Below are 25,885 nucleotides of genomic sequence, written 5' to 3'. Positions count from 1 at the left end.
CGGTCTGGAGACGTCGCGCGGTGTGCGGATCAGGAGCCGAGCAGGGCCTCGTGCACCTCGGCCCAGACCTGCTCGTTGGCCGCGACCAGCAGCCCGCGGCCATCGTCGGCCGGGTGGTAGTCGACGCCGTCGAACCGGCGGGCGACACCCCCCGCGGCGCGGACCAGCAGGGTGCCCGGCGCATGGTCCCACGGCAGGGTGCGCCAGAAGAGGGTGAACTGCTGCTCGCCGGTGAGGATGTCGAGGTATTCCCGGCCGGCACAGTGCTGGCCGGGCAGCAGCTCGCCGAGCCGCCGACCGCCGGCGCGGACCCGGTCGCGGGCCTCCGCCGGCAGGAACCGCGTCATCGCCGCGCCGCGCAGGTCGCCCAGTGGCGGCACGGCGTCGGCGGCGTCGACCGGCTGGCCGTTGACCAGGGTGCCCTCGTCGGCCCGACCGGCGGCCAGCGTCCCGGCCAACGGGTCGAGAATCCAGCCGGCGGTCGGGCGGCCGTCGGTCAGCAGGGCCACCATCAGGGCGAACGGCCGGCGGCCGGCGGCGAAGTTGGCGGTGCCGTCGACCGGGTCGACCAGCCACACGTCTCCGCTGTCGCGCAGGTGCCGCAGCAGCCCCGGATCGTCGGCGACACCCTCCTCCCCCACCACCGTCGAGCCCGGCCGCAGCCTGCGCAGCCCAGCGGAGATCAACTCTTCGGCGCGGCGGTCGGCGACGGTGACCACCTCGCCGGGCGCCTTCTCCGACACGTCGGCGTCGTCGAGCTTGCGGAACAGGGGCAGCACGACCTGGTCGGCGGCCTCCAGGAGCAGGTCACCGACGTCGTCGAGCAGGGTGTCAGCCACGAGGCGGCAGCTTGACCACGCTGACGAAGAACTCGTCGATCTGCCGGACCACGGCGATGAAGCGCTCGAAGTCCACCGGCTTGGTCACGTAGGCGTTGGCGTGCAGCTGGTAGCTGCGCAGGATGTCCTCGTCGGCCTGGGAGGTGGTGAGCACGACCACCGGAATCCGGCGCAGCTCGTCGTCCTTCTTGATCTCTTCGAGCACCTCGCGGCCGTCGCGGCGGGGCAGGTTGAGGTCGAGCAGGATCAGGTCGGGCGCCAGCGCGTCGGCGTACTGGCCCTCCCGCCGCAGGTAGGCGAGCGCCTCGGCGCCGTCGGAGACGACGGTCAGCCGGTTGCGCAGCTTGTGCTCCTCGAACGCCTCCTGGGTCATCAACACGTCACCCGGATCGTCCTCCACGAGCAGGACCTCGATCGGGCTCTTGCCGTCCGCCGGCGCGGTCATCCCACCGTCTCCCTCATGTCACCCGTTCTACCGCTTTCCGGCGACCCGTCGGCCCGGTCCGGCTGGTCCGCTCCGGCGGAGTGCTCCGGCAGCGCGGACGACGCCTCGTCCGCGGGCGTCGTGTCCCCCGGCGTGGCCGGCTGCGGCTGCTCGGCGGGGTCGGTGGCGGCAGCCGCCTCCACGTCCTCGGGACGTGCCGGGAGGGTGAACCGGATGGCCGTGCCCTCCGGTACGTCGGTGTCCACCCAGACCCGGCCGCCGTGATATTCCGCGATCTTCTTGACGATCGCCAACCCGATGCCGGTGCCCGGGTACGCGTCCTTCGAGTGCAGCCGCTGGAAGATCACGAAGATCTTGTCGGCGAACTCCGGCTCGATGCCGATGCCGTTGTCCTGGCAGCTGATCTCCCACTCGGCCCCGACCAGCCGGGCCGAGATGTGCACCTTCGGCGGCACGTCGGGACGGCGGAACTTGATCGAGTTGCTGACCAGGTTGGCCAGCAGGTTGGTGAGCAGCGGCTCCTCGCCACGGATCACCGGCAGCTCGGTCCAGGTCAGCTCGGCGTCGGCGTACTGCCGGGCAGCCTCGGTCTGACCGGCCACGTCGCCCATCACCTTGTTGAGGTCGACGTCGACGAAGCCGGTGGTGAGCCGGCCGATCCGGGAGAACGCGAGCAGGTCGTTGATCAGGCGCTGCATCCGCTGCGCGCCGTCCACCGCGAAGGCGATGTACTGGTCGGCCCGCTCGTCGAGCTGCCCGGCGTAGCGGCGCTGGAGCAGCTGGCAGAAGCTGGCCACCTTGCGCAGCGGCTCCTGCAGATCGTGGGAGGCCACGTACGCGAACTGCTCCAGGTCGCGGTTGGACCGGGTGAGCTCCTCGGCCTGCTTCTGGAGCTGGCTGTTGACCCACTCGATGCGCTCGCGGGCCTCCCGCACCTCGGCCAGGTCGGAGGCGATCTTCTGGCGCATCGCGTCCACGTCGTCGCCGAGCCGGATGAACTCGGGTGGGCCGACGGTGGCGATGCGGTGCTGGTAGTCGCCCTCGGCGACCTCGCGGACCTGGGTGGCCAGCCCGGTCAGCGGCCGGATCACCATCCGGTCCAGCGAGAGCAGCAGCACCGTGCCGGCCACGACCACCACCACGGCCGCGATGATCAACAGGATGACCAGCACGTTGCTGCTGTTGCGGACGTTCGCCGCGGACTGCTCCCGGGCGGCCAGGATCTCCTGCTGGAGGTCGTCGACGGCCGAGCGCACCTCGTCGAACCGCTGCCGGGCCTGCTCGGTGACCAACGCCTGGCCGGCGCGGGTGCCATCCTGTTCGGTCGTGGCGATGACCGGCTCGGCCACGGCCCCCCGCCACTGCTCGGCCCTCTCCTCGACTACCCGCAGCTCCTGGCCGATCTGCGGGTAGTCGTCGAGCAGCGCCCGCATCGCGCTGATGGTGGCCTTCTCCTGCTCGAGCCCCGCCTCGTACGGACTCAGATCAGCCGGGTCACCGCTGACCGCGTACCCGCGAACCGCCGTCTCCTGGTCGAGCACCGCGTTGAGCAGCTCCTGCGACTGCACCCGCAGCGGGCCGGTCTGGTTCAGGATGGCGTCGATCTGGGTGCGGTTGCGGGCGGCCATCGCCGCCTCCGCGGTGGCCAGGCCGATCAGCAGCACGCCCACGACGGTGAGCAGGGTGATGACCCGGCGGCGCAGACTCCAGCCGCCGCTCACCGGCTTCACCGGCCACCGCCCCGGCTGACCAGCAGCATGGCCACGTCGTCGGCGAGCGGGCCGCCGTTGATCTGCTCGGCCCGACCGACCAGCCAGGCCGGCAGTTCGGGCAGCGACACCTCCCGGTTGGCCGGCTCGTCGAGCAGCCCGCTCAGGCCCGGCACGTCGAGCCGTTCGTTGCCGGCGCCCACCCGCCCCTCGATCAGGCCGTCGGTGTACATCAGCAGGGACCAGTCATCGGTGTCGAACTCCAGGTCGTAGGCGATCGGCCGGCGAGGTCGTACGCCCAGCAGCAGGCCGCCGGGCGCGGGCACCGGGACGACCCGGCCACCGGAGAGCAGCAGCGGCGGCGGATGCCCGGCGAGTCGGACGGTGGCCCGGTTGGCGTCCAGGTCGAGTCGGGTGGTGGCCACCGTCGCGAAGATCTCCTGAAGTCGGCGCTCACTCATCAGCACCTGCTCCAGTGCGGGCAGCACCTCGTCGTCCGGCACCCCGGCGAGCACCAGGGCCCGCCAGGCCACCCGCAGTTCCACACCGAGCGCGGCCTCGTCCACCCCGTGCCCGCAGACGTCCCCGACGATCAGGTCGAGACGGTCCGGACGGGTCTGCACCACGTCGAAGAAGTCTCCGCCGATCAGCGCGGCGTGTCGACCCGGCCGGTAGAAGGTGTGCACCGCCACCTGGTCGGTCGTCATCAACGGTTGGGGCAGCAGGCCACGTTCGAGTCGGGCCGACTCGGCCTGGCGCAACTCGACCTCACGCAGCCGGCGGGCGTTCACGTCGGCGCGCTTGCGCTCGACCGCGTAGCGCAGCGCCCGCGTCAGCAGCACCCCGTCGACCTGGCCCTTGACCAGGTAGTCCTGTGCGCCCTCGGCGACGGCCACGATGCCCATGTGCTCGTCCGAGCGGCCGGTCAGCACACAGACGGCGGCCCCACTGGGCATCTCCAGCACCTGGCGCAGCCCGTCCAGCCCCTGCGCGTCGGGCAGGCCCAGGTCGAGCAGGACGCAGTCGACGCCGGTGATCCGCTGCCGCGCCTCGCTGAGGCTGGTGGCGACCACCAGGTCGATCATCGAGTTCGTCTCGGCGAGCAGCTCACCGACCAGGAAGGCGTCACCCTCGTCGTCCTCCACCAGCAGCACCCGCAACCGCTCGCCGGGCGGCAGGTTGGCGTGCCGCGCCAGGCCACCGTGCGGGTACGGCACAACTGGGGACGCGGCCAGGCCGCCTCCCCGGTGCGGCCGGGTCACCGCCGCGAGACGCGGGAGTTCGCTGGTGATGTCGGGCTCCTTCCGAGTGCCCTGCTGATCCTGTATTAGACAACGGTCGCACACAACACGATGGGCGCGGCACGGGCGGGGATGGGCCGGATCACTGCTCGTCACGGGGCAAACCGGGCGGCCGGGCGGTGCGCGGGTGGCCGAGCGCCCCCGCCGACGGGCGGGAGATCGGTGGACGCCCGGCCATCCCGTCCCCGGCCAGCGGAGGGCAGGATGGTGCCACCCCAGGCCCCACCACCTTCGAGGAGTTCGGATGGGCGCACCCCCCACCCCCGTCACGGCGGGCGTACCGCTCCGGCCGGGTCCGGGCGTACCCCCGGCCGACCGTGCGCTGACCCGACCGCGCCGACGGCTCCTGGCCGCCGCGGCGGCGCTGGTCGCGCTGGCGGCCGTCGGCGCCGGCAGCCTGCTCGACCTGCGCACCCCGGCGCCGAGGCCGGCGGACGCGCCGGCGGGCGAGTTCAGCGCCACCCGGGCGTACGAGGACGTCCAGGTGATCGCGGCCCGGTCGCACGTCGCCGGGAGCCCGGCCAACGACCAGGTTCGCGCGCACGTCGAGCAGCAGTTGCGCGGCCTGGGCCTGGAGACGGAGGTGCAGGACACCGTCGCGCCGGAGGCCGGCCAGCTCAGTGGCGCGGCCGGCGGGGCGACCCTGGCCCGGGTGCGCAACGTGGTGGCCCGACTGCCCGGCACCGACCCGACGGGTCGGGTGTTCCTGGTCGCCCACTACGACTCGGTGCAGACCGGGCCGGGCGGCAACGACGACGCGGCCGGCACCTCGGCCATCCTGGAGGTGGCCCGCGCGCTGACCACCGGCCCCCGGCCCCGCAACGACATCGTCTTCGTGCTGACCGACGCCGAGGAGGCGTGTCTCTGCGGGGCGGCCGCGTTCGCCGCGAGCCACCCGCTCGCCGCCGACGGCGGTGTGGTGCTCAACCTGGAGGCGCGCGGCTCCACCGGCCCGGTGATCATGTTCGAGACGTCGAAGAACAACGCGAAGCTGGTGGACGTCTTCGGCCGGGCCGCCCCGCACCCGGTCGGCACCTCGTTCGCGGTGGAGATCTACCGGGCGCTGCCCAACGACACCGACTTCACCGCCTTCCTGGACCAGAAGTTCGTCGGGCTGAACTCGGCGTACATCGACGGCGGCGCGATCTACCACACGCCGCTGGACACCCCGGCCGCGATGGATCGGAGCAGCCTCCAGCAGCACGGGGACAACGCGCTGGGCCTGGCCCGGGAGTTCGGCCGCACCGATCTCACCGACCTGCGCTCCGGGTACGACGCCACCTACTTCCCGGTCCCGCGTGGGCTGGTCCGCTACCCGGGCTGGCTCGTCCTGCCGCTGGCCCTGCTCGCGGTACTCGCCGTCGCGGCCCTGGGTTGGCTGACCCGCCGCAGCGGTCGGGCCAGCACGGGACAGCTCGCCGCCGGTTTCGGCCTCGCTCTCGGGCCGATCGTGGCCGCGCCGGTCGCCGCCCAACTGCTCTGGCTGGCGATCACCGCGATCCGTCCGGGGTACGCCGAACTGCTCGACCCGTACCGGCCGATCTGGTACCGGATGGCCGTGCTGGCGCTCGCCGCCGCCATCCTGTTCACCTGGTACGCGCTGGTCCGCCGCCGGATCGGCCCGGCCGCGCTCGCCGTCGGCGGGCTGGCCTGGCTGGCCCTGCTCGGGGTGCTGCTCGCCGTGGCGGTGCCCGGCGGGGCGTACCTCACCACCCTGCCGGCCCTGGCCGGCGCCCTCGGCGGGCTGGTCGCGCTGCGGACCCGGCAGACCGGGCCGTGGCCGGTGGTGGCGGTGACGGCCGCCGCCGCGGCCGGCGTGGTGATCCTGCTGCCGACAGTGGTGCTGCTCTTTCCCGCGTTGGGCATGGCGATGGGTGGGGTGGCCGCGCTGGTCGCGGTGCTGCTCGGCCTGACCGCGCTGCCGGTGGTCGACCTGCTGCACCCGCAGGCCGGCGGGCAGCGCGGCCTGGTGGCGCTGCGGGCCCGACGACTCGCGGCGCTGCCGGCCGGGGCCGCCGCCCTGGCGGCGGTGGTGCTCGCCGGGGTCGGGCTGGCCGTGGACCGGTTCGACGCCGCCCACCCCGCGCCCACCCACCTGATGTACGCCCTGGACGCCGGCACCGGGCAGGCCCGCTGGCTGAGCCACGAGACCGACCCGCAGCCGTGGACGGACGGCTACGTGGACGGGGTGGCCAGCGTGGCGGACGACTTCCCCGGCCTGGGCGACGCGGAGCTGCGCGCCGGCCCGGCGCAGGCGGCGAACCTGCCGGCGCCGAAGCTCGACGTGCTGGCCGACACCAGCGCCGGCGGTGAGCGCACGCTCCGGCTGCGGCTCACCCCGCAGCGGGCGGTCCGGCTCGCCACCCTGCACGTCGACACGGCGACCGCCACCGTGGTGCGCGCCGAGGTGGCCGGCCGTCCGGTGCCCGTGGAGCCCCGCGCGGGCAGGTGGGGCTTCGGACTGGTCTTCCACGCCCCACCGCCGGAGGGCGTCGAGGTCACGTTGACGCTGCGGCCGATCGCCGCGCAGGTGGCGCTGCGGGCGATGGACGCCAGTGACGGGCTGGACGCGCTGCCCGGCTTCCGGCCCCGGCCGCCGGCCGTCGGCGTCGTCGGATCACACAGCTCCGAGATGCTGGCGGTCGCCCGCACGTATCCCCTCTGAGAAGAAAAACCGGTGGTCCGGCGGCACGAATCAGCCGCCGGACCACAGTCGTTGGAATTGCGTTTCGGTCAGCTCACCGGCTCGGGTTGACCGGAGCCGATACGCCGCCAGCGGTTTCCGTCATGATCGGTGAAGGTGAGCTCCACCAGAACGGTGTCGGTCGCCGCTTGTAGCCGATGCTCCGCCGTGACGGTGACGAACAGATCCGAACTTTCCCGGCCGTGGATCCGGCGGACCTGTTTCGCACCGGCCAGGTCCACGGGGGTGCCCTCCGGATCGTCGGACGGGACCAGTCGCGGCAGCGCCGTCACGTCCAGGACCGGCGCGTCACTCTCGTTGGCCACGGTCACCCGCAGCACCGACTTGCCCCGGATCTCGGCCACCGCCGAGACCAGCCGGGCCTGGGTGGCGCGGAACCGCAGCTCGTCGGTGCGCCGGGCGCGGATCTCCCGGCGCAGCCCGAGATAGACGAAGAGCACACTCGCGATGGAGCCGAGCGCGCCGAACCAGTCCGGCACCGAACCCCAGTCGGTCACATCGTCGTACGGCAACCAGTTCATGCGTCCATCGTGGAACCGCCGCGCGAGGAACGAGCACGGCGGATCGGCCCGAATGGACGGCGAATTGGAATTCCCGGTGCCGATTCCGGTCAGCCGGGCGACCTAAACGGAGAGTGTGCAAGCCAGCACAGTGGTGGATACCCTTGCGGTTGACGTAGGGCGGGTAACTATCCCTCCGAATGTCCACTCAGTGGACATGATCTTTTCTGCCACCCGCCGCGCCGCAATTTCGCCACCGAAGGGGGACCGCATTGACTGCGGACGTTCCACCCGAGGATGCGGGCGTGCGCCGGCCGGCCTACGACCGACCGAGTCGCGTCTCCGTCGACCCGCCACTCGGGCGCCTGGACAGCCCGCTGCACGGCCGGGACGACCTGATCGACGAGATCATGCATCCGGCAGACGCCGACGGCGAACAGCCGTCGGTGCACATCCTGTGCGGCATGGGCGGCTCCGGCAAGAGCCACGTGGCCCTGGAGATCGCCCGCCGGGCCCGAGCGGACGGCCGGACCGTCTGGTGGGTGCAGGCCGGCCGGCTCAACTCCGGAATGCGCGAGGTGGTCAGTCAGCTCGGCGCCTCGGAGAGCCAGGTCGACCAGGCGTGGGCCGGCATGATCAGCGCGACGGACCTGGTCTGGCGCTACCTCAACCAGGCCCAGCAGCCCTGGCTGCTGATCTTCGACAGCGTGGACGAGCCCGGCACGCTCGGCCCCACCGACGGGGTGCTCGCCGACGGCACCGGCTGGCTGCGCAGGCCGGAGGCCGAGGACGGGATGGTCCTGGTGACCACCCGGGACGGCAACCGGGCGACCTGGGGCACCTGGTCGATTCTGCACCAGGTGCGCCCGCTCGACGCCGACGCCGGGGCGCAGGTGCTCATCGACCGGGCCGGCGCGCAGGCCGGCGGCCTCGACGACGCCCGCGAACTGGCCCGCGAGCTGGGCGGGTTGCCGCTGGCGCTGCGGGCGGCCGGCAACTACCTCCGCTCGGTCAACGCCAGCCCGGTCTGGCGCGGCTCGTCCACCATCACCACCTTCGCCGACTACCGCTGGGCGGTGCAACGCCGGTTCCGCTCGCCGCGCGACGCCGCCGACGTCGACCTCGACGAGTCGCTCGGTCTGGAGATCGTCCGCGAGGTCGACGACATCTCACTGGACCTGCTGGCCCGCCGCCAGCTCCAGCAGAGCCGACCGCTGCTCAACGTGCTGGCCTGCCTCAGCATCTCCCCGGTGCCCTACGAGGTGGTGCTCAAGCCGGCCATCCTGGCCGGGTCGCCCCTGTTCGAAGGGCTGACCGCCCGGCAGCGGGTGAAGGTGCTGGAGGGCATCGGCGACCTCGCCCTGGTCGACTTCGACGTCCAGGAGGACGTCACCGACCCGGCCTTCGCGCACGTGCTGTCGCTGCACCCGCTGGTGCACGCGATGTTCCGCGACCGCGACGAGGTTCGCGAGCAGATCGCCGAATACCACGGCGTGGTCATGAAGCTGCTGCTCGCCGCCACCGAGGGGCAGAGCCCGGACGACTCGGCGGTCTGGGCCAACTGGGACGTGCTGGTGCCGCACCTCGTCGAGGCGGTACGCGAATACCTCGTGCCGCAGCGACAGAAGCACGACCCCGAGACCGTACGCCGGGCGCTGGAGCTGACCCGGCTCACCGCCCGCTACCTCATCGCGATCGGCCTGCCGGGCTCGGCCTTCGACATCCTCGACCCGATCGTGCGGGGCTGCGCCGCGTACGACCACGACCTGGACCGGCCCCAGGTGCTGGCGCTGCGCCACGAGCTGGGCCGCACCTGGCTGGAGCGCAACCAACCGGAGATGGCCGACCGGGTGCTGCGCGACGTGATCGCCGACCGCACCCGCGTGCTGGGCAGCGACGACCCCGACACCCTCGCCAGCCGGCACAAGCTCACCAAGGCGATCATGGCGCAGCGCCAGTGGCCGGAGGCCGAGTCGGAGCTGCGGCAGATCGTCGCCGCCGAGGACCAGGTCCGTGGGCCCGAGCACTGGGACACGATGATCGTGCGGCACAGCCTCGCGCTGGCCGTCCTCGCCCAGCACCGGGCCCCCGAGGCGGAGGAGATGCTGCACGCCATCCTGGAGGTCCGCTACCGGCTGTGGCCGCTCAACCAGCCCGAGACGTGGCAGGCCCGGCACACGCTGGCCCGGTGCATGCAGGAGCAGGGCCGCCTCGCCGAGGCGGAGGCGGAGCTGCGGGCCACCCTGGCCACCGTGGAGCCCCGGCACGCCGACCGCAGCGAGGTGCTCGCCATCCGGGCCACGCTCGCCGTGGTGCTGCTGCTCGACGGGCAGGTCGACGCGGCGATCGGGGTGTACGAGCACCTGCTGGCCGACCGGCGGCGGCTGCTCGGGGACACCCACCTGGACACCCTCCAGGTGGAGCACGCCCTGCGCCGCCTGCGCAACGGCGGCTGACCCGTCAGTGCGGCGCCGCCGGGCCCAGGTCGCTCGGGTCGGTGTTGCCACCGCAGACGATCAGCGCCACGCGCTCCCCCGCCTGCGGCACGTACGCCCCGCCGACCAGCGCGGCCAACGCGGCGGCGCCGCCCAGCTCGGCGGCGACCCGCAGCTCCGACCAGAGCAGCCGACGCGCCCGCACCAGGTCCTCGTCGCGCACCAGCACGGACACCACGCCGGTACGACGGGCGGTGTCGAACGCGATGTCGCCGATCCGGCGAGCGCCCAGTGAGTCCGTGGCGATGCCGCCCACCTCGATGTCGACCGGTCGGCCCGCCTTGAGGGCGGCGTGCAGGGTGGGGATCTGCTCCGGCTCGACGGCGACGACGCGTACCGACCCGTCGAACCAGGTCGCGATGCCCGACACCAGCCCGCCGCCGCCGACCGCCACCAGCACGGTGTCGATCCCGTCGAGCTGGCGTTCCAACTCCCGACCCACGGTGCCCTGACCGGCCACCACCTCCGGCTGGTCGTACGCGTGAACCACCAGCGCCCCGGTCTCGCCGGCCCGCTCGGTGCTGGCCGCCAACGCCTCGGCGTAGTGCTGGCCCACCTGCCGCACCTGCGCGCCCAGGCCGGCCAGCCGCTGCACCTTGACCGGCGAGGCGGTGACCGGCACGAAGACCTCCGCCGGCACGCCCAGCGACCGGGCCGCGTACGCGACCGCGAGGCCGTGATTGCCCCCCGAGGCGGCGATCACCCCGGCCGACGGCAGCGAACCCTGGAGCATCCGGTTGAACGCGCCGCGCGGCTTGAACGAGCCGGTGTGCTGGTGCAGCTCCAGCTTGAGGCTCAGCAGACCGGGCACGCCCAGGTCGGCACCGTCGACGGAGATGACCGGCGTCTGCCGGACCCGACCCTGCACCAGCGCCGCAGCCGCCTCGACGTCGCTCTTGTCCACCATGGGGAAACGCCCTTCGCTACGACCAGAGAGCCAGTCGACCGTCGTCGGTGAGCCCGACGAAGCATCCTATGGAGATTCGCCGGCCATCCGTCGCCGGACGCACCGTGTGATAGTGACGCGGGTCAAACAGAAATCCCTCTCCCAGTTCGGGCCGCAACGTCAACGACTGCGCGCCGTCGGCCACCGACTCGTGATAGCCGTACCCGCCGGGAATCCGCAGGTCCTCGTCGCTCGGCTGCCACCGGCGACGCCACAGCACCGTCTCACCGCCGACGGGCGGCACCCGGACGTAGATGTTGAACGCCAACTGGGCCACCACCTCCGCGTCGAGCAGCCGGCCGGCGTACTCCCGGACCGCGTCGTCGAAGTGCACCTGCAGGCCGGCGTTGATCTCGCGGACGACGCCGACGTGCATCTCCCGCCGCTCCCGCCGCCCGGGCGCCACATCCGGCCAGGCGGACCGGAACGCGGCCACGCACAGCTCGCGCGGCGCGTCCGGCAGACCCAGCGTGGACCAGCCCTTCTCGGCGGCACGAGCCGCCTCCCAGTAGTCGTCGCGCAGGTCGCCGCCGTCCCGGTGATCGTTGATGGCCGGGCCGAACTTGGCGACGACGGGAAACACCCGGCTCTCGTCGTAACGGTCCATCTCCGCGTCGGCGAGTGCGGCGGTGATCGCGTGGCAGCGGGCGGCGGGCAGCAGCCCCGGCACCCGGACGGCGGCGATCCGCCCCGCCACGAGTCCGGCGACGTCTGCCCGGGTGATCGCCGCGGACACGACGGCCACGAACAACGGATCGGTTCTGCTCGGTTGCCGCACGGCGGTCCTCCCGTACCGAAGATCCCTCACCGGACAAGTCGCGCCCCCCGACCCGCGCACGGTGCAATGTAGCCACCGGCGGCAAACCCGCACCTCACCATTGACCGCAGCGCATGTCGTGAACACTTCCGCAGTTCAAGGGCGGGGTGGCGGATGCGCCGTTACCATCGGCCCCACCAGGGGTACGTCACACAGGGCCGTACGGCGGGTCGATTCCACCGATCGGGGAATGGTGACGGCTCCCGGCCCGGTGGATGATGCGAGTAGTTCGAATGCGGACGAGGAGTTCGATTATGGCTGGCGCCGGCCCGACCGATCTTGACGCGTACGTCGACCGCCTGGAGATGGCGCGTCGAATAGCCCGGGAAATGATCGAGTCCGACCACCTCGCTCTGGAGCTGGCCGTACGGCAGCGCCCACAGTGCTGGTCCCGTCGCCCGGTCGTGCACACCTCCCGCACCGACGCCTGACTCGCGGGGCCACCAAATGTGGCACGGCCGGGCAGAATGCCACCCATGCGCCGGCTCGCCACCGTTCTCTGCCTGCTGACTGCCGCGGTGCCGGGAGTGGTTGCCTGCGCGGCTCCCCAGACAAGGCCCGGAGACGGCTCCGCCGTGTGGGGCACCTACGAGGCCGAGGTGAGCGGCGTGACCCCCGGTCCGGGCGACCGGGCGGTCACCGTGCACGTCAAGGCGCTCGCCGGTCGCTACGGCTGCTCGCGCAACGTCCAGGTCGGCCACCACGAGGAGGAGAACGGCGTCATCTTCGCCAACATCGTGCAGGAATCGGCCGAGTCGGACACGTTCGGCGCCTGCCCGACCTTCGCGCCCGCCGAGGTGACCCTCACGTCGGCGGAGCCGACCGGCGACCGTCCGCTGTCGCTCAACCAGAAGACGTGGGCGCTGAAGAACGGCGCCTACACCCGGTGTGACGAGAACCTGGGTTGCAACCCACCGAAGGACCGCTGCGACCCGACCTGGACGCGCGCGGCCGTACGCGGGATGGACGTGTCCCGCCACTCGCAGGGTCACGTCGAAGCCTGCGACGGGACGTGGCTGGTCATGACGGTGGCCGACGACCCGACATCGTGCGGCGCCGAGCCACGCCCTGGGTGCGAGGTGAACACCGCCGTGCGGCGCTACTTCCTGCGTAACGAGCCGGCCGGATGGTCGATTGTCGCCCGAACCACGTCGGGTGGGTGCGACGCGGTCTGCGAGGCCGCGCCTGCCTTCCCCCGGAATCTCTGTGCCAACCTGGAACCGACGCCCCGGCTCGTCACCGTGGCACCAACGCCGCCGCCCGATCGGCCGGGCGGCTGATCAGACGACAGCCGCTACTTCCAGCGGCATTGATCTTTGCCGGGGATGCTTCCGAAGGACGAGATTGCGATTGGCATTCCGACAGAGGAAAGCTTGTTTGGCAGGCTACGCACAGCGGTCAAAGTTGAGTCAAACCAGCATCAAGTTGCCCCAACTCAGCGTCCTCGGCCGTCCAGTCCAGCCACCCCGGCCACATCCGATCGCCCCTGGCCATCCCGTCGGCCTTCGTCCGCGCCTCGGTGGAGTGGGTGGGGCCTGCCCGGACGGAGGTGGTCGGGATGGCGTCACATCCCGGAGTGCCCGAGGACCCCGCCAGAGGCCCCGCCCTCCCTGGCACAGCCGGAAGAACTGGCCGCAGCATGCCTAGGCGTGCTGCGGGTAGGCGTGCACGCGGCAGCGTTGCCACCTGGTACCACAGGTAGTACCATCGAGGCGTGCCCTCGGTAAACAAGATCATAGAAGCGATGCGAAGCAACCCGCAGAACATCGCCTACAACGATCTCAAGAGGGTCTGCAAGCACTACTTCGGGGAGCCCCGACAAGACGGGACTTCCCACGCGGTTTTCAAGATGCCGTGGGCGGGGGACCCGCGCGTGAATATTCAAGACGATAGAGGCAAGGCAAAGGCATACCAGGTACGGCAAGTGCTAAAGGCGATCGAGAAGAAGGAGGCCATGTGATGCAGACCGTTGCCGATCCAGAGGTAACTCACTATACCTACCGCGTTACATGGTCGGCCCAGGACAACGAGTTCGTCGCCACCTGCGCCGAGTTTCCTTCCCTTTCGTGGCTGGCTTCCTCTCAAATCGAGGCCCTGCAGGGACTCGAACAGCTACTGCGTGAGGTGATCGCGGACATGGAGCAGCAAGGCGAGGAGGTGCCGGAGCCATTCGCCGAACGTAGCTACTCAGGCAAGTTCAATGTCCGCGTCGGAGAAAGCCTGCACCGCGAGCTGGCAACCCATGCCGCCGAGGATGGACTGAGCCTCAACCAATATGTCGTACGGAAGCTGACAGCAGCCTGATCAACGCGAAAGGCCCGGCTCCCGCAAGGAAGCCGGGCCGCGTCGGATACCACTTCAGCCGATGCAGGGCGAGCCCCGACGCCGGAAACCGTGGTCAATGCGAAGCCGCACTGATTGGTGGATCTGCAGATCCTCTAGTTCGTCGTGAGCCACCTGCTGCCGACGAGCGAGGACCGCACCCGCCGCGTCATCGACAAGGCGCTAGGCGAGGACCAGGACCCGGAGGACGCTCCCGAGCCCGGCAACGGCCTGGAGACGGCATGATCTTGTTTCGGACCCGCCGCCAAAGACCTCAGCCGCAGGTCAGGGCGCATGCCGTCGCTACTTCCAGCGGAAGTGGACGAAGAGGCGGCCGAAGTTCTTCGAGTCCTTCTCGACGCGGTGGTAGAGCTGTTTGACGTCCTTCTGGTCGAGGAACCGCAGCACCCGCTTCTTGAGCTGCCCCGACCCCTTGCCCGGGATGATCTCCACGAGGGTGGCCTTCTTCGCCACCGCCTCGTCCATGATCCCGCGCAGCGCGCGGTCGATGTCCTGGCCCTTGTTGAAGATGTCGTGCAGGTCCAGCTTGAGCTTCATGCCGCAGCCCCCGGCCGGTCAGGTCCCATGTCCGCCATCCTAGGCACGCCCGTCGGCCCGTCCGCCGGACGACGAAGGGGCGGTCCGCAGGACCGCCCCTTCGTCATCACCAGGTCTCCGCTCAGCGCGTGCCGCCCACTCGGGTCTCCACCCGCTGCAGCGCGATCCGGTAGTCGTCGTTGGCCGCGTACATCGCTGCGGCGATCCGCAGGTGCCGCAGCGCGTCGGTGTGCCGGTTCAGCCGCTCCAGCGTCCGGCCCAGCACGTGGTGCGCGTAGTGGTCGCTCGGGTCCCGGTCGACGAGCTCCCGCAGCTGCTCCTCGGCCCGGTTGAGCTGGGCAGACTGGAAGTACGCCCGGGCCAGCAGCTGCCGGACAGCGGCGTTGCCGGGTTCGGCGTCGACGATCGGCTCCAGCAGTCGGGCCGCTCGGCTCGGGTCACCGGTTTCGAAGAACATGGTCGCCCGCCGGTAGTCCGCCAGAAGATCCATCTGCCCACCTCCTCGGGTCGCGCCGTCACCTGTTCCGACGCTGGCACAACACTCGACGTTTGGCGACTGTTCCCCGGGTGGAAATAGGGTCAGGCGCGAGCGTCCCGGCGGCCGGCGGCCAGCTCCCAGGCGCGGACGCCGCCGACGATCCCGGCCGTGTTCGGCACCACCACCACATCGTCGCCCATCCGGGCCAGCTGCTCCGGCCGGATCAGCCGGGAGTTGCCCCCGCCCAGGTAGAGCCGGTCCCACCGGAACACCGGGCGCAGCCCGTCCACCACCTGCCGGATCCGCCGGGACCAGAAGGCGTCGCCGAGCCGCCGACGCTCCGGCTCACCCACGTACGTGTCGTAGGTGGTGCCCCAGCGCACCGGCGCGTGCGACAGCTCCAGGTGCGGTGCGAGCACGCCGCCGTCGAAGAGGGCGCTGCCCAGCCCGGTTCCCAGGGTCAACACCAGTTCACAGCCGGTGCCGGCGACCACACCCGCTCCGTGCACCTCGGCGTCGTTGAGCACCAGCGCGGGCACCCCGAACGCGTCGGCCAGCGCGCCTCGCGCGTCCCAGCCGGACCACTCGGCCAGCAGGTCCGGGTCGATGCGGGAGCGGGGGCCGCTGCGGGTGACGTAGTGCGGGGTGGCCACCACCACGCCGTGCCGGATCATCCCGGGTACGCCGACCGTCAGCCGGTCCGCCGTGGGCAGCCGCCCGCCCAGCTCCAGCAGGGTCCGGACGAACAGGGCGGGAGGCAGCGGGTACGGGGTCGGCACCCGCAGCGGGCGGGCGCGCATCGTGCCGGCCTCGTCGAGGACCGACGCCTTGATGCCCCCGCCACCGCAGTCGATCGCCAGAGTGGTCACCACGCCGTTGAGTCTGCCCGCTGCCGTCGGCTCTTATGCGAGCAGCCGGATAGGCTGCCGTCCTGATGAGCGCCACGATGATCGTCAAGGACCTGGCCGCCGGGCACGGGGACCGCCCACTCTTCTCCGGGTTGGACCTGGTCGTCGCCCCGGGCGACGTGGTCGGCCTGGTCGGGCCGAACGGGGCCGGCAAGTCGACGCTGCTGCGTACCCTCGCCGGATTGTTGCCGGTCGAGGCCGGCAGCGTGCGACTCAGCCCGCCCACCGCGAGCGTCGGGCACCTGCCGCAGGAGCCGGAACGGCGACCGGGCGAGACCGTACGCGACTTCCTGGCCCGCCGGACCGGGGTGACCGCCGCCCAGGCGGCGCTGGACGCGGCCACCGAGGCGCTGACCGCCGGGACGGCGGGCGCCGACGACGCGTACGCCGACGCGCTGGAGCGCTGGCTCGCCCTCGGCGGCGCGGACCTGGACGAACGCGCCGAGCAGGTGAGCGCCGACCTCGGGCTCGCGGTCGACCTGGACCACCCGACGACCGGGCTCTCCGGCGGTCAGGCCGCCCGCGCCGGGCTGGCGTCGCTGCTGCTCAGCCGGTACGACGTGTTCCTGCTCGACGAGCCGACCAACGACCTGGACCTGGCCGGCCTGGAGCGGCTGGAGGAGTTCGTCACCGGGTTGCGGGCCGGCACGGTGCTGGTCAGCCACGACCGGGAGTTCCTCACCCGCACCGTGACCCGGGTGGTGGAGCTGGACCTGCCGCAGCAGCAGGTGCACCACTACGGCGGCGGTTACGCGGCCTATCTGGAGGAGCGCGAGGTGGCGCGGCGGCACGCCCGCGCCGACTTCGAGGAGTACGCCGACACCAAGGCCGGCCTGGAGGCGCGGGCCCGCACCCAGCGCGGCTGGATGGACAAGGGCGTGAAGAACGCCCGCCGCAAGGCCACCGACAACGACAAGATCGGCCGCAAGTTCCGCAGCGAGGCGAGCGAGAAGCAGGCCGCCAAGGCCAAGCAGACCGAGCGGCTGATCGAACGGCTCGACGTGGTCGAGGAGCCCCGCAAGGAGTGGGAGCTGCGGATGGAGATCGCCGCCGCGCCCCGCGCCGGCGCCGTCGTGGCCACCCTGCGACATGCGGTGGTACGCCGGGGAGGCTTCACCCTCGGGCCGGTCGACCTCCAGATCGACTGGGCGGACCGGGTCGCGGTGACCGGGGCGAACGGTTCGGGCAAGTCCACCCTGCTGGCCGCACTGCTCGGGCGGCTGCCGCTTGACGAGGGCACCGCCTCGCTCGGGCCGGGCGTAGTGGTCGGCGAGGTGGACCAGGCTCGGGGACTGTTCCTCGGCGACGCGCCGCTGATCGACGCGTTCCACGCGGCCGTACCGCATCTGTCGCCGGCGGACGCGCGGACCCTGCTGGCCAAGTTCGGGCTGCGGTCGGCGCACGTGCCGCGGCCGGCGGCGACCCTCTCCCCCGGCGAGCGGACCCGCGCGGCGCTGGCCCTGCTCCAGGGGCGCGGGGTCAACCTGCTGGTGCTCGACGAGCCCACCAACCACCTCGACCTGCCCGCCATCGAGCAGCTCGAATCGGCGCTGGCCAGCTACCCCGGCACGCTGCTGCTGGTCACCCACGACCGGCGGATGCTGGCCGCCATCGAGACGAACCGTCGGCTGCGGGTCGACGCCGGGCGGATCGCCGAGGATTGATCCGTGCCGGAGGGCCGGGCCGGGGTGAGAATGACGCCATGCTCAAGTGGGAGTACGCGCTGCTGGTCCGCCGCCGCCAGGCGGCGACCAACGACCTCGGCTGGGAGGTCGTCTTCGTCTGGTACGGCCCGGACGGCTCGATGGTCGACGTGACGCCGTACGGCGACACGGCGCTGGCTCACCTGAACCGGGCCGGCGACCAGGGCTGGGAACTGGTCGCGATGAGCGAGGACCCGTCCCTGCCCGGCCACAACGAGTTGCACCGCTATCACCTGAAGCGGCCGAGGGCCGCCGCCCCGCAACCCCGCCAGCGGATGCGCGGCAGCCGGCGCACCCTGTCCGGCTGACCCGGCCGTCCGCGGGGCCGATGGCCCTGGTGAGCGGTATACCTGTGAGTCATATTGATGACTCACAGGTATACGGCTCACCACGGTGGCCGCCGTGGGCTGCGACACGCCTGCGACGAGGCGGCGGCCCTACGGCGTGGTGGACGAGCGGGGCATACCGGGCGCGAATGCGGGTAACGCGCGGCGGGAGGTGGCCCGAATGGTCGCTTTGGCACAGACTCCGCCCTCGGCCGACCGGCTGCGGTTGATCGACGAATCCCTCGCGCAGGCGTGGGCGGACCAGGCCCGGCACGACGACCGGCTGCGTGCTCTGGCGGTCGAGGTGCGGTTCGACCGGGGGGTCGCCCATCTCACCGGCGAGGTGGCCGAGCCGGCCGAGCTGCGGCTGGTACGGGACCTGGTGGGACGGCTGGCCGGCGTCTACGGCGTCTGGTGCCGGGTCGGCGTCGGCGGTCGGGCGCCGGTGGTGGTGGACCTCGGTTGCGGTCCGACCAAGCAGTGGTCGGGCAACCTGGGGCTGGACATCTACCCGGCGCCGGGGGTGGACGCGGTCGCGGATCTGTCCGGCTCGCTGCCGCTCGCCGACGATTCGGTGGACGTCCTCTTCGCGGTGCACATCCTGGAGCACCTGATCGACTTCCTGCCGCTGGTGGACGAGTGCCATCGGGTCCTCCGTCCGGGTGGCGTGCTGCACGTGATGAGCCCCTGGTGGGGGCACGTGAACGCGGTTGCCGACCCGACTCACGTCCGGCTGATGGATGTGCAGACGTTCAAGGGGATCTGCCAGCTCCGCCCGCCGGGCACCCCGCGGTGGTACCCGCTGCACGCGGGCTGCGACGGCGCCTCGATCTTCGCCGATCTGACCCCCCTCCCCCCAGAGGCCGACCCGGCACCCCGACCCCACCTGGCCCGCTTCTTCGACTAGGGCCTGGTGGACTCGCGGATCTCCAGGCGGTACGGGGCGGAGAGCTCCTTTGCCGGGGCGGCGCGGTCGCCGTCCAGGCGGTGGGCCAGGAGTTCGACGGCCAGTTGGGCGATCCGCTCCTTGTCCGGGGCGACCGTGCTCAGTGTCGGGATCGAGAACCGGCCGTCCTCGATGTCGTCGAAGCCGACCACCGCCACGTCCTCGGGCACCCGCAGGCCGGCCTCGTGCAGGGCGCGCAGGGCGCCCAGGGCGAGCGTGTCGTTGAAGCAGAAGACGGCGTCGGGGCGTACCCCCGCGGTGAGCAGGCCGCGCATCGCGGCCGCGCCGTCGGCGCGGTGCCAGGCCGGCGCGGGCGCCACGAGGGCTTCGTCGTAGGCCAGGCCGGCGGCGCGCAGCGCCTCGGCGTAGCCGGCCAGGCGCAGGCGGGCGCTGGCGCCCTCGTCGGTGCGCTGCGAGCCGATCGCCGCGATCCGGCGGTGGCCGAGCTGGATCAGGTGGTCGGTGATCTCGCGGGCGGCGGTCACGTTGTCGATCACCACGCGATCGGCGGGGCCGTGGTCGACACGCTCGCCGAGCAGCACCATCGGGGTGCCGTCCAGACCGGCCAGGTCCTCGGCGGTGAGCGCCAGCGGGCTGAAGATCAGCCCGTCGATCAGGTGGTCGGTGATGCCGGAGGCGACCACCCGTTCCTGCTCGCGCCGGCCGCCGGTCTGGTCGATGAGCACCGTCCAGCCGTAGTCGGCGGCGGCGGTGACCACGTAGCGGGCGAGTTCCGCGAAGTACGGGATGTCCAGTTCCGGCACCGCCAGGGCGATCACCCCGGTACGTCCCTTGCGCAGGTGGCGGGCGGAGAGGTTGGGCCGGTAGTTCAGTTCGGCGATGGCCTCCTCGACCCGGGCGCGGGTGTCCGGACGTACGTGCACGTAGCCGTTCACCACGTTGGAGACGGTCTTCACCGAGACGCCCGCCCGTTCGGCCACGTCCTTGAGCCTGTTTCGCACGCCGCAACCTCCCCGATGCAACCCAGCGCACCATACCTCGTCATCAGCTCTTTACAACGTTGACTACAACGTTGTAGAAACGAGGGACGCCGGGTGGGCGGTGACTGCGGTCACCCGGTTCCGGCACTGAGGAAAGGTGGCATCCCTTGCGGACCGCGCAGCTCACGATCGACCCGGCCTTCTCGATCGGGCCGGCCGACCGACGTCTCTTCGGCTCGTTCGTCGAGCACATGGGGCGGTGCGTCTACGGCGGCATCTACGAGCCCGGCCACCCCAACGCCGACTCCCGCGGCCTGCGCCGCGACGTGCTGGACCTGACCCGCGAGCTGGGCGTCTCGGTGGTCCGCTACCCGGGCGGCAACTTCGTCTCCGGCTACCGCTGGGAGGACGGCGTCGGCCCGGTCGGGAACCGGCCGCGCCGGCTCGACCTGGCGTGGAAGACGATCGAGACCAACGCGTTCGGGCTGGACGAGTTCATGACCTGGGCCGCCGAGGCCGGTGTCGAGCCGATGATGGCGGTCAACCTGGGCACCCGGGGCGTCCAGGAGGCGCTCGACCTGCTGGAGTACGCGAACCACCCGGGCGGCACCGAGCTGTCCGACCTGCGCCGCAAGCACGGCGCGGAGGACCCGTACGGCGTGCAGCTGTGGTGCCTGGGCAACGAGATGGACGGCCCGTGGCAGGTCGGCCACAAGACCGCCGACGAGTACGGGCGGCTGGCCGCCGAGGCGGCCCGCGCGATGAAGATGATCGACCCGTCGATCAGCCTGGTCGCCTGCGGCAGCTCCAACCGGCGGATGCCCACGTTCGCCGCGTGGGAGGCGACCGTGCTGGAGCACACCTACGAGCACGTCGACTACATCTCGGCGCACACCTACTACGACCCGTCCGACGGCGACCAGGCAAGCATCCTGGCGTCGGCCGTCGACATGGACAACTTCATCACCGAGGTCGTCGCGACGGCCGACCACGTGGCCGCCAAGCGGCGGCAGAAGCGCAAGCTGAAGATCTCGTTCGACGAGTGGAACGTCTGGTACGAGTCCCGCCTCCAGGCCGACCTGGACCGGCGTGGCTGGGTCGAGGCGCCCGCGCTGATCGAGGACGACTTCACGGCGGTGGACGCGGTGGTGGTCGGCGACCTGCTGATCACCCTGCTCCGGCACGCCGACCGGGTCGGGGTCGCCGCCCAAGCCCAGTTGGCCAACGTGATCGCGCCGATCCGCACCCGCAACGGCGGCCCGGCCTGGCGGCAGAGCATCTTCCACCCGTTCGCGCTGACCGCCCGGTACGCCCGGGGCACCGTGCTGCGCACCGAGCCGGTGTCGCCGCGCTACGACACGAAGAAGTACGGGGACGTGCCGGTGCTCGACACGGTCGCCGTGCACGACGAGGAGACCGGCGAGCTGACCATCTTCGCGACGAACCGTGACACGACGGACCTCGCATTGGACATCGACCTGCGCGGCCTGCCGGGACTATCCGGTCAATCTTTCCAGAGCATCGCTGCCGGGTCCGACCCGTCGGCGACGAACACCGAGGCCGAGCCCGACCGGGTGACGCCGCGGGAACTGCCCACCCCCACCCCCGACGGCGGCCGGTGCACCGTGCGCCTGCCCGCCGTGTCGTGGAGCGTGCTGCGCTTCGGCCCGACCGGCGTCTGAAGTCGTAACGGTTCTGCGCAGGCACAATTCATCCCGTCCCCCTCCAAGGAGAGATACAGCATGATCCAGAACGACATGAGCCGGCGACGCCTGCTCGGCCTCGGTCTCGGAATCGGTGCCGCGGCCTCGCTGACCCTCGCCGGCTGCGGCGGCGACGACAGCACCTCCGGGCCGGCCGTCGGTAACGGCGGCAAGGAGTACACCGGCCCGAAGGTCGACCTGAAGCTGTGGAACGGGTTCACCGGCGGCGACGGCGACATCTTCAAGGCGCTGGTCAACCAGTTCAACACCGAGCACAAGAACATCGCGGTGTCGGTGGCCACGTACCAGTGGGAGGACTACTACAACAAGCTCCCCGGTGCTGCCTCCAGCGGCAACGGCCCGGACATCGCGGTCATGCACATGGACCAGCTCGCCACCTTCGCCGCTCGTGGCGTGATCACCGAGCTGGACGACGTGGCCAAGAACCTGGAGCTCTCCGAGGGCGACTTCGCCCCGACCGTCTGGAAGGGCGGGATCTACAACAACAAGCGGTACGGCATCCCGCTGGACATGCACCCGCTGGGCTTCTACTACAACAAGGCCGTCATGCAGAAGGCCGGCCTCGACCCGAACAAGCCGCCGACGACGAAGGACGACTACACGGCGGCCCTGGTCGAGCTGAAGAAGGCCGGTGTGCAGGGCTTCTGGGTCAGCCCGTTCCAGTTCACCGGCGGCATGACGTTCTACTCGCTGCTTAACCAGTGGGGCGCCACCCTCTTCGACGCCGAGGTGGCCAAGGCGACGTTCAACTCCGACCCGGCGGTCGAGGCGTGCACCTGGCTGGTCGACGTGATCAAGCAGGGCTACTCGCCGGCCAACGTCGGACAGGACGCCGACTACCTGGCGTTCAAGAGCGGCAAGAACGCCTTCACCTGGAACGGCATCTGGCAGATCAACGACCTCAAGAAGAGCCCCGAGGTCCAGTGGGGTGTCGCCCCGCTCCCCCAGATCGGCAGCAAGCCGTCGGCCTGGGCCAACTCGCACAACTTCACGATCGTGAAGCAGCGGGCCAACGACGCCAACAAGGTCTCCGGGGCGAAGGTCTTCATCAACTGGCTGAGCCAGCACTCGCTGGACTGGGCCAAGGGCGGGCAGATCCCGGCCCGCAAGGAGGTCCGTGACGGCGCCGAGTTCAAGGCGCTGCCGGAGATCTCGTCGCTCGCTCCCGAGCTGGAGTACGCGGCCTTCCCGCCGGCGGCCCCGGGGCTGGGCGAGGTCATGACGACCTTCTACAACTCGTTCAACGAGGCCGCGCTGGGCAAGAAGTCGCCCAAGCAGGCGCTCGACGACGGCGTGTCCAAGGCCAACAAGCAGCTTGAGGACAACCGCAAGAAGTACGGGAGCTGATAACCCGTGGCGGACGTGATCGAGGTCGGGGCGGCGCGCGGTGACGCGCCGCCCCCGGCGGCCACCGCAGCCCGCCGGGGCGCCTCGGCGCGCCGGACCGGACGGGCGACGCCATACCTGTTCCTCGCCCCGTACCTGGTCCTGTTCGGGGTCTTCGGCCTGCTGCCGATCATCCTCGGCCTCTGGCTGAGCGTGCACCAGTGGGACTTCCAGCTCCCCAACCGACCCTTCGTCGGGTGGGACAACTACAAGCAGCTGTTCTCCAGCGACTCCGCCGTCTACGGCGACTGGTGGCAGAGCGTCCGGGCCACCGCGATCTTCACGGTGCTGTCGGTGCCGCTGCTGGTGGTCGTACCCCTCGGGCTGGCGCTGCTGTTGAACCGCTCCTTCCCGGGCCGCACCTTCTTCCGGGCGATCTACTTCGCCCCGTACGTGCTGGGCGTGGCGGTGATCGGCCTGCTCTGGCGGTTCCTGCTCGACGCCAACCTGGGCCTGGTCAACCGGCTCCTCGGAGTCGTCGGGTTGCCGTCGGACACCCCGTGGGTGACCAACATGCCGTGGGCGTGGATCTCCCTGGTCGGGGTGACCGTCTGGTGGACCTCCGGCTTCAACGCGGTGATCTACCTGGCCGGTCTGCAGGACATCTCGCCGGAGCTGTACGAGGCGGCCCGGATGGACGGCGCCAACGCGTGGCAGCGGTTCCGCAACGTCACCCTGCCCGGGCTGCGGCCGGTGCTGCTCTTCGTGATCACCACGACGGTGCTCGCCTCGGCGAACATGTTCGGCCAGTCGTTCCTGATCACCCAGGGAGCGCCGGGCACGGAGACCCGCACTGTGGTGTGGTTCATCGTCGAGGAGGGCCTGCGCAACAACAACGCCGGTCGAGCCGCCGCGATGAGCATCGTGTTCGCCCTGCTGCTGGCGGTCGTGAGCATCGCCAACTTCCGCCTCTTCCGCTACCGGGAAGACTGAGGGGACCGCCATGACGACGCCTACGCCGACCACCAACGGCTCCGCCTCCGGGCTGCGCCGGGTCGTCTTCTACGCCACTCTGGTCGCGCTCACCCTGATCTTCCTGACCCCGCTGGTGTGGATGGTCATCACCTCGCTGAAGACCTACACCGCCGCCCAGCAGATCCCGCCGAGCTGGCTGCCGGACCCGCTGGCGGGGTACGGCTACGAACAGATCATCAACAACTCGGCGAACCCGGTGCTGCGCTGGTTCCTCAACAGCATGCTGGCCGCCACGCTGCACTCGCTGCTGGTGCTGGTCACCGCCTCGATGGCCGCGTACGCGCTGGCCCGGCTGAAGTTCCGGGGACGCGGGGTGAGCTTCGCGCTGATCGTCGGGACGCTGTTCATCCCGCCGACCTCGCTGATCATCCCGAACTTCCTGATCGTCGACCAGCTCAACTGGATCGACACCCTCGCCGTGGTGGTGGTGCCCGGCGCGGCCAGCGCGTTCGGGGTGTTCTTCCTGCGGCAGTTCTTCCTGTCGCTGCCGAGCGAGCTGGAGGAGGCCGCCACTCTCGACGGCGCCAACCAGTGGCAGATCTTCTTCAAGGTGGTGCTGCCGCTGTCCAAGCCGGCGCTGGCCACCCTGGCCGTGCTGTCGTTCCTGACCAACTGGAACGACTTCCTGTGGCCGATCTTCGTGCTCTTCAGCCCGGAGAAGCTGACGCTGCCTCCGGGCCTGGGCCTGCTCCAGGGCTCGTACGTCACCGACTACCCGGTGATCATGGCGGGTGCGGTGCTGGCCAGCCTGCCGGTGCTGATCCTCTTCGTGCTCGCGCAGCGGCACATCATCCAGGGCGTCTCCCGCAGCGGTCTGAAGGGATGACGCGGGCGACAACTCGGCGAGTCGGCGCGGCGGCGATCACCCTCGCCGCCGCGCTGCTCGCCACGGGCTGTTCCGACGGCGACGAACCCACCTACACGAGCAACGGGAGCGGCACCAGGATGTTCACCAACCCCGTCGTCAGCACCGACGCCCCGGACCCGCAGGCGATCCAGGTGGGCGACACCTGGTACCTGTTCCACACCAACTCGCAGGGCCGCAACGTCCCGGTGCGCACCTCGACGAATCTGGTCGACTGGACCGAGGCGGAGGACGCCCTGCCGACGCTGCCGGACTGGGCGGACCCCGGCAAGACCTGGGCGCCGGAGGCGATCGAGCTGGCACCGGAGAAGTTCCTGCTCTACTACACCGTCGCGGGCCGGGAGTCGGGCCGGCAGTGCGTCGGGCGGGCGGTGGCCAGCGCGCCGCAGGGGCCGTACTCCGACGACGCGACCGGCCCGCTGATCTGCCAGGCCGAGTTGGGCGGGGCGATCGACGCCAGCCCGTACCGGGACACCGACGGCAGCCTCTGGCTGCTGTGGAAGAACGACGGCAACGCCATCGGGGTGGACACCTGGCTCTGGTCGCAGCGCCTCGCCGACGACGGCCTGACCCTCGTCGGTGAGCCGACGAAGCTGCTCAAGCAGACCGAGCCGTGGGAGGGCACCCTGATCGAGGGGCCGTTCTTCCACCGCCAGGACGGTCGGCTGCTGCTGTTCTTCGCCGCCAACGCCTATGACCGGGCCGAGTACGCCGAGGGCTACGCGGTCTGCGAGAGCCCGAGCGGGCCGTGCGTGAAGGCCGCCGAGAACCCGATCCTGAAGAGCAACGAGGCCGCCTCCGGCCCGGGCCACGCCTCGATGGTGGTCAAGGACGGCCGCACCTGGCTGCTGTACCACGCCTGGCCTCCGGGCCAGGAGGGCAGCACCGACCCCGGTCGTCAGGTGTGGCTCGACGAGGTGACCTGGGTCGACGGCAAGCCGGTCGTCAAGGGTCCGACGGCCACGCCGCAGACCCGCCCCTGACCTGGTCAGACGGA

The 25,885-nt window shown here is 71.3% G+C and carries 25 protein-coding genes; 14 read left to right on the top strand and 11 right to left on the bottom strand.

The window, feature by feature from the left end; all coding sequences use genetic code 11:
- Positions 1 to 29 precede the first annotated feature (29 nt).
- From ABZU53_RS07775 to ABZU53_RS07760, 4 genes are read right to left on the bottom strand one after another with little or no spacing between them, the layout of a single operon-like run.
- Entirely contained in the window at positions 30 to 839 is an 810-nt protein-coding gene (locus ABZU53_RS07775; protein ID WP_355064560.1) for an inositol monophosphatase, read from the bottom strand.
- Positions 832 to 1,284 carry a response regulator gene (locus tag ABZU53_RS07770; RefSeq protein ID WP_354854435.1) on the bottom strand — a complete coding sequence of 151 codons (453 nt, stop codon included), beginning with the start codon at positions 1,282 to 1,284 and terminating at the stop codon, positions 832 to 834. The genes ABZU53_RS07775 and ABZU53_RS07770 overlap by 8 nt, the downstream gene beginning before the upstream one ends.
- Positions 1,281 to 3,014: a CHASE3 domain-containing protein gene (locus ABZU53_RS07765; protein ID WP_354854437.1), complete on the bottom strand. Its 1,734-nt coding sequence runs from the start codon at positions 3,012 to 3,014 to the stop codon at positions 1,281 to 1,283. The genes ABZU53_RS07770 and ABZU53_RS07765 overlap by 4 nt, the downstream gene beginning before the upstream one ends.
- On the bottom strand, positions 3,011 to 4,210 hold the full coding sequence (locus ABZU53_RS07760; RefSeq protein WP_354854439.1) for a fused response regulator/phosphatase: 1,200 nt from the start codon (positions 4,208 to 4,210) through the stop codon (positions 3,011 to 3,013). Before ABZU53_RS07760 ends, ABZU53_RS07765 begins: the two co-directional genes overlap by 4 nt.
- Before the next feature lie 328 nt (positions 4,211 to 4,538).
- On the opposite strand from ABZU53_RS07760, the gene ABZU53_RS07755 reads away from it, so the two are divergent.
- On the top strand, positions 4,539 to 6,959 hold the full coding sequence (locus tag ABZU53_RS07755) for a M28 family peptidase (RefSeq protein ID WP_355064558.1): 2,421 nt from the start codon (positions 4,539 to 4,541) through the stop codon (positions 6,957 to 6,959).
- 68 nt (positions 6,960 to 7,027) lie between these two features.
- On the opposite strand, the gene ABZU53_RS07750 is transcribed toward ABZU53_RS07755, so the two are convergent.
- Positions 7,028 to 7,519 carry a hypothetical protein gene (locus tag ABZU53_RS07750; RefSeq protein ID WP_355064556.1) on the bottom strand — a complete coding sequence of 164 codons (492 nt, stop codon included), beginning with the start codon at positions 7,517 to 7,519 and terminating at the stop codon, positions 7,028 to 7,030.
- 284 nt (positions 7,520 to 7,803) lie between these two features.
- Between ABZU53_RS07750 and ABZU53_RS07745 the strand changes: the two genes are divergently transcribed.
- Positions 7,804 to 9,954, top strand: coding sequence for a tetratricopeptide repeat protein (locus ABZU53_RS07745; protein ID WP_354854443.1), 2,151 nt, complete (start codon positions 7,804 to 7,806; stop codon positions 9,952 to 9,954).
- 4 nt (positions 9,955 to 9,958) lie between these two features.
- On the opposite strand, the gene ABZU53_RS07740 is transcribed toward ABZU53_RS07745, so the two are convergent.
- Together ABZU53_RS07740 and ABZU53_RS07735 are read right to left on the bottom strand one after the other, a co-directional pair.
- Positions 9,959 to 10,900 carry a threonine/serine dehydratase gene (locus tag ABZU53_RS07740; protein ID WP_354854444.1) on the bottom strand — a complete coding sequence of 314 codons (942 nt, stop codon included), beginning with the start codon at positions 10,898 to 10,900 and terminating at the stop codon, positions 9,959 to 9,961.
- Between the two features lie 16 nt (positions 10,901 to 10,916).
- The gene (locus ABZU53_RS07735; RefSeq protein WP_355064554.1) at positions 10,917 to 11,684 is read right to left on the bottom strand and encodes a hypothetical protein; all 768 of its coding nucleotides are present in this window, start codon (positions 11,682 to 11,684) and stop codon (positions 10,917 to 10,919) included.
- A 326-nt stretch (positions 11,685 to 12,010) separates the two neighbouring features.
- Here ABZU53_RS07735 and ABZU53_RS07730 point away from each other — a divergent pair, with 326 nt between their 5' ends.
- The 4 genes from ABZU53_RS07730 (at position 12,011) to ABZU53_RS07715 (ending at position 14,060) form a co-directional block, all read left to right on the top strand.
- Complete coding sequence (locus ABZU53_RS07730) at positions 12,011 to 12,187, top strand: hypothetical protein (protein ID WP_354854448.1); 177 nt, start codon at positions 12,011 to 12,013, stop codon at positions 12,185 to 12,187.
- 45 nt (positions 12,188 to 12,232) lie between these two features.
- A complete protein-coding gene (locus tag ABZU53_RS07725) occupies positions 12,233 to 13,036 on the top strand; it encodes a hypothetical protein (RefSeq protein WP_355064552.1) in 804 nt (267 codons plus the stop codon).
- A gap of 434 nt (positions 13,037 to 13,470) precedes the next feature.
- Positions 13,471 to 13,716: a toxin HicA gene (locus ABZU53_RS07720; protein WP_354854451.1), complete on the top strand. Its 246-nt coding sequence runs from the start codon at positions 13,471 to 13,473 to the stop codon at positions 13,714 to 13,716.
- Entirely contained in the window at positions 13,716 to 14,060 is a 345-nt protein-coding gene (locus ABZU53_RS07715; protein ID WP_334498534.1) for a toxin-antitoxin system HicB family antitoxin, read from the top strand. Before ABZU53_RS07720 ends, ABZU53_RS07715 begins: the two co-directional genes overlap by 1 nt.
- Before the next feature lie 321 nt (positions 14,061 to 14,381).
- Here the strand turns inward: ABZU53_RS07715 and ABZU53_RS07710 are convergent, their stop codons facing one another.
- The 3 genes from ABZU53_RS07710 to ABZU53_RS07700 all read right to left on the bottom strand — a co-directional run bounded on the left by ABZU53_RS07710 (position 14,382) and on the right by ABZU53_RS07700 (position 15,986).
- Positions 14,382 to 14,636 (bottom strand): Smr/MutS family protein, encoded by a 255-nt coding sequence (locus ABZU53_RS07710; RefSeq protein ID WP_088987488.1) that lies wholly within the window; start codon positions 14,634 to 14,636, stop codon positions 14,382 to 14,384.
- A 121-nt stretch (positions 14,637 to 14,757) separates the two neighbouring features.
- Entirely contained in the window at positions 14,758 to 15,126 is a 369-nt protein-coding gene (locus tag ABZU53_RS07705; protein WP_354854452.1) for a tetratricopeptide repeat protein, read from the bottom strand.
- 89 nt (positions 15,127 to 15,215) lie between these two features.
- Positions 15,216 to 15,986, bottom strand: coding sequence for an ROK family protein (locus tag ABZU53_RS07700; RefSeq protein ID WP_354854454.1), 771 nt, complete (start codon positions 15,984 to 15,986; stop codon positions 15,216 to 15,218).
- 62 nt (positions 15,987 to 16,048) lie between these two features.
- Here ABZU53_RS07700 and ABZU53_RS07695 point away from each other — a divergent pair, with 62 nt between their 5' ends.
- From ABZU53_RS07695 to ABZU53_RS07685, 3 genes are all read left to right on the top strand, one after another.
- Entirely contained in the window at positions 16,049 to 17,686 is a 1,638-nt protein-coding gene (locus tag ABZU53_RS07695; RefSeq protein WP_355064549.1) for an ABC-F family ATP-binding cassette domain-containing protein, read from the top strand.
- Between the two features lie 38 nt (positions 17,687 to 17,724).
- Positions 17,725 to 18,033, top strand: coding sequence for a hypothetical protein (locus ABZU53_RS07690; RefSeq protein WP_354854457.1), 309 nt, complete (start codon positions 17,725 to 17,727; stop codon positions 18,031 to 18,033).
- A 199-nt stretch (positions 18,034 to 18,232) separates the two neighbouring features.
- Positions 18,233 to 18,958: a methyltransferase domain-containing protein gene (locus ABZU53_RS07685; protein ID WP_355064547.1), complete on the top strand. Its 726-nt coding sequence runs from the start codon at positions 18,233 to 18,235 to the stop codon at positions 18,956 to 18,958.
- On the opposite strand, the gene ABZU53_RS07680 is transcribed toward ABZU53_RS07685, so the two are convergent.
- Positions 18,955 to 19,959 (bottom strand): LacI family DNA-binding transcriptional regulator, encoded by a 1,005-nt coding sequence (locus tag ABZU53_RS07680; protein WP_355064545.1) that lies wholly within the window; start codon positions 19,957 to 19,959, stop codon positions 18,955 to 18,957. The genes ABZU53_RS07685 and ABZU53_RS07680 overlap by 4 nt on opposite strands.
- A 146-nt stretch (positions 19,960 to 20,105) precedes the next feature.
- Between ABZU53_RS07680 and ABZU53_RS07675 the strand changes: the two genes are divergently transcribed.
- From ABZU53_RS07675 to ABZU53_RS07655, 5 genes are read left to right on the top strand one after another with little or no spacing between them, the layout of a single operon-like run.
- Entirely contained in the window at positions 20,106 to 21,620 is a 1,515-nt protein-coding gene (locus ABZU53_RS07675) for an alpha-N-arabinofuranosidase (RefSeq protein ID WP_354854462.1), read from the top strand.
- A gap of 60 nt (positions 21,621 to 21,680) precedes the next feature.
- Entirely contained in the window at positions 21,681 to 23,009 is a 1,329-nt protein-coding gene (locus ABZU53_RS07670) for an ABC transporter substrate-binding protein (protein ID WP_355064543.1), read from the top strand.
- Between the two features lie 6 nt (positions 23,010 to 23,015).
- On the top strand, positions 23,016 to 23,981 hold the full coding sequence (locus ABZU53_RS07665; protein ID WP_355064541.1) for a sugar ABC transporter permease: 966 nt from the start codon (positions 23,016 to 23,018) through the stop codon (positions 23,979 to 23,981).
- A 10-nt stretch (positions 23,982 to 23,991) separates the two neighbouring features.
- Entirely contained in the window at positions 23,992 to 24,849 is an 858-nt protein-coding gene (locus ABZU53_RS07660) for a carbohydrate ABC transporter permease (RefSeq protein ID WP_355064539.1), read from the top strand.
- The gene (locus ABZU53_RS07655) at positions 24,846 to 25,871 is read left to right on the top strand and encodes a glycoside hydrolase family 43 protein (protein WP_355064537.1); all 1,026 of its coding nucleotides are present in this window, start codon (positions 24,846 to 24,848) and stop codon (positions 25,869 to 25,871) included. The genes ABZU53_RS07660 and ABZU53_RS07655 overlap by 4 nt, the downstream gene beginning before the upstream one ends.
- Positions 25,872 to 25,885 lie beyond the last annotated feature (14 nt).

Source organism: Micromonospora sp. NPDC005194 (assembly GCF_040608335.1).
GTDB lineage: Bacteria > Actinomycetota > Actinomycetes > Mycobacteriales > Micromonosporaceae > Micromonospora.
This window is presented reverse-complemented; position numbering and strand designations above follow the sequence as displayed.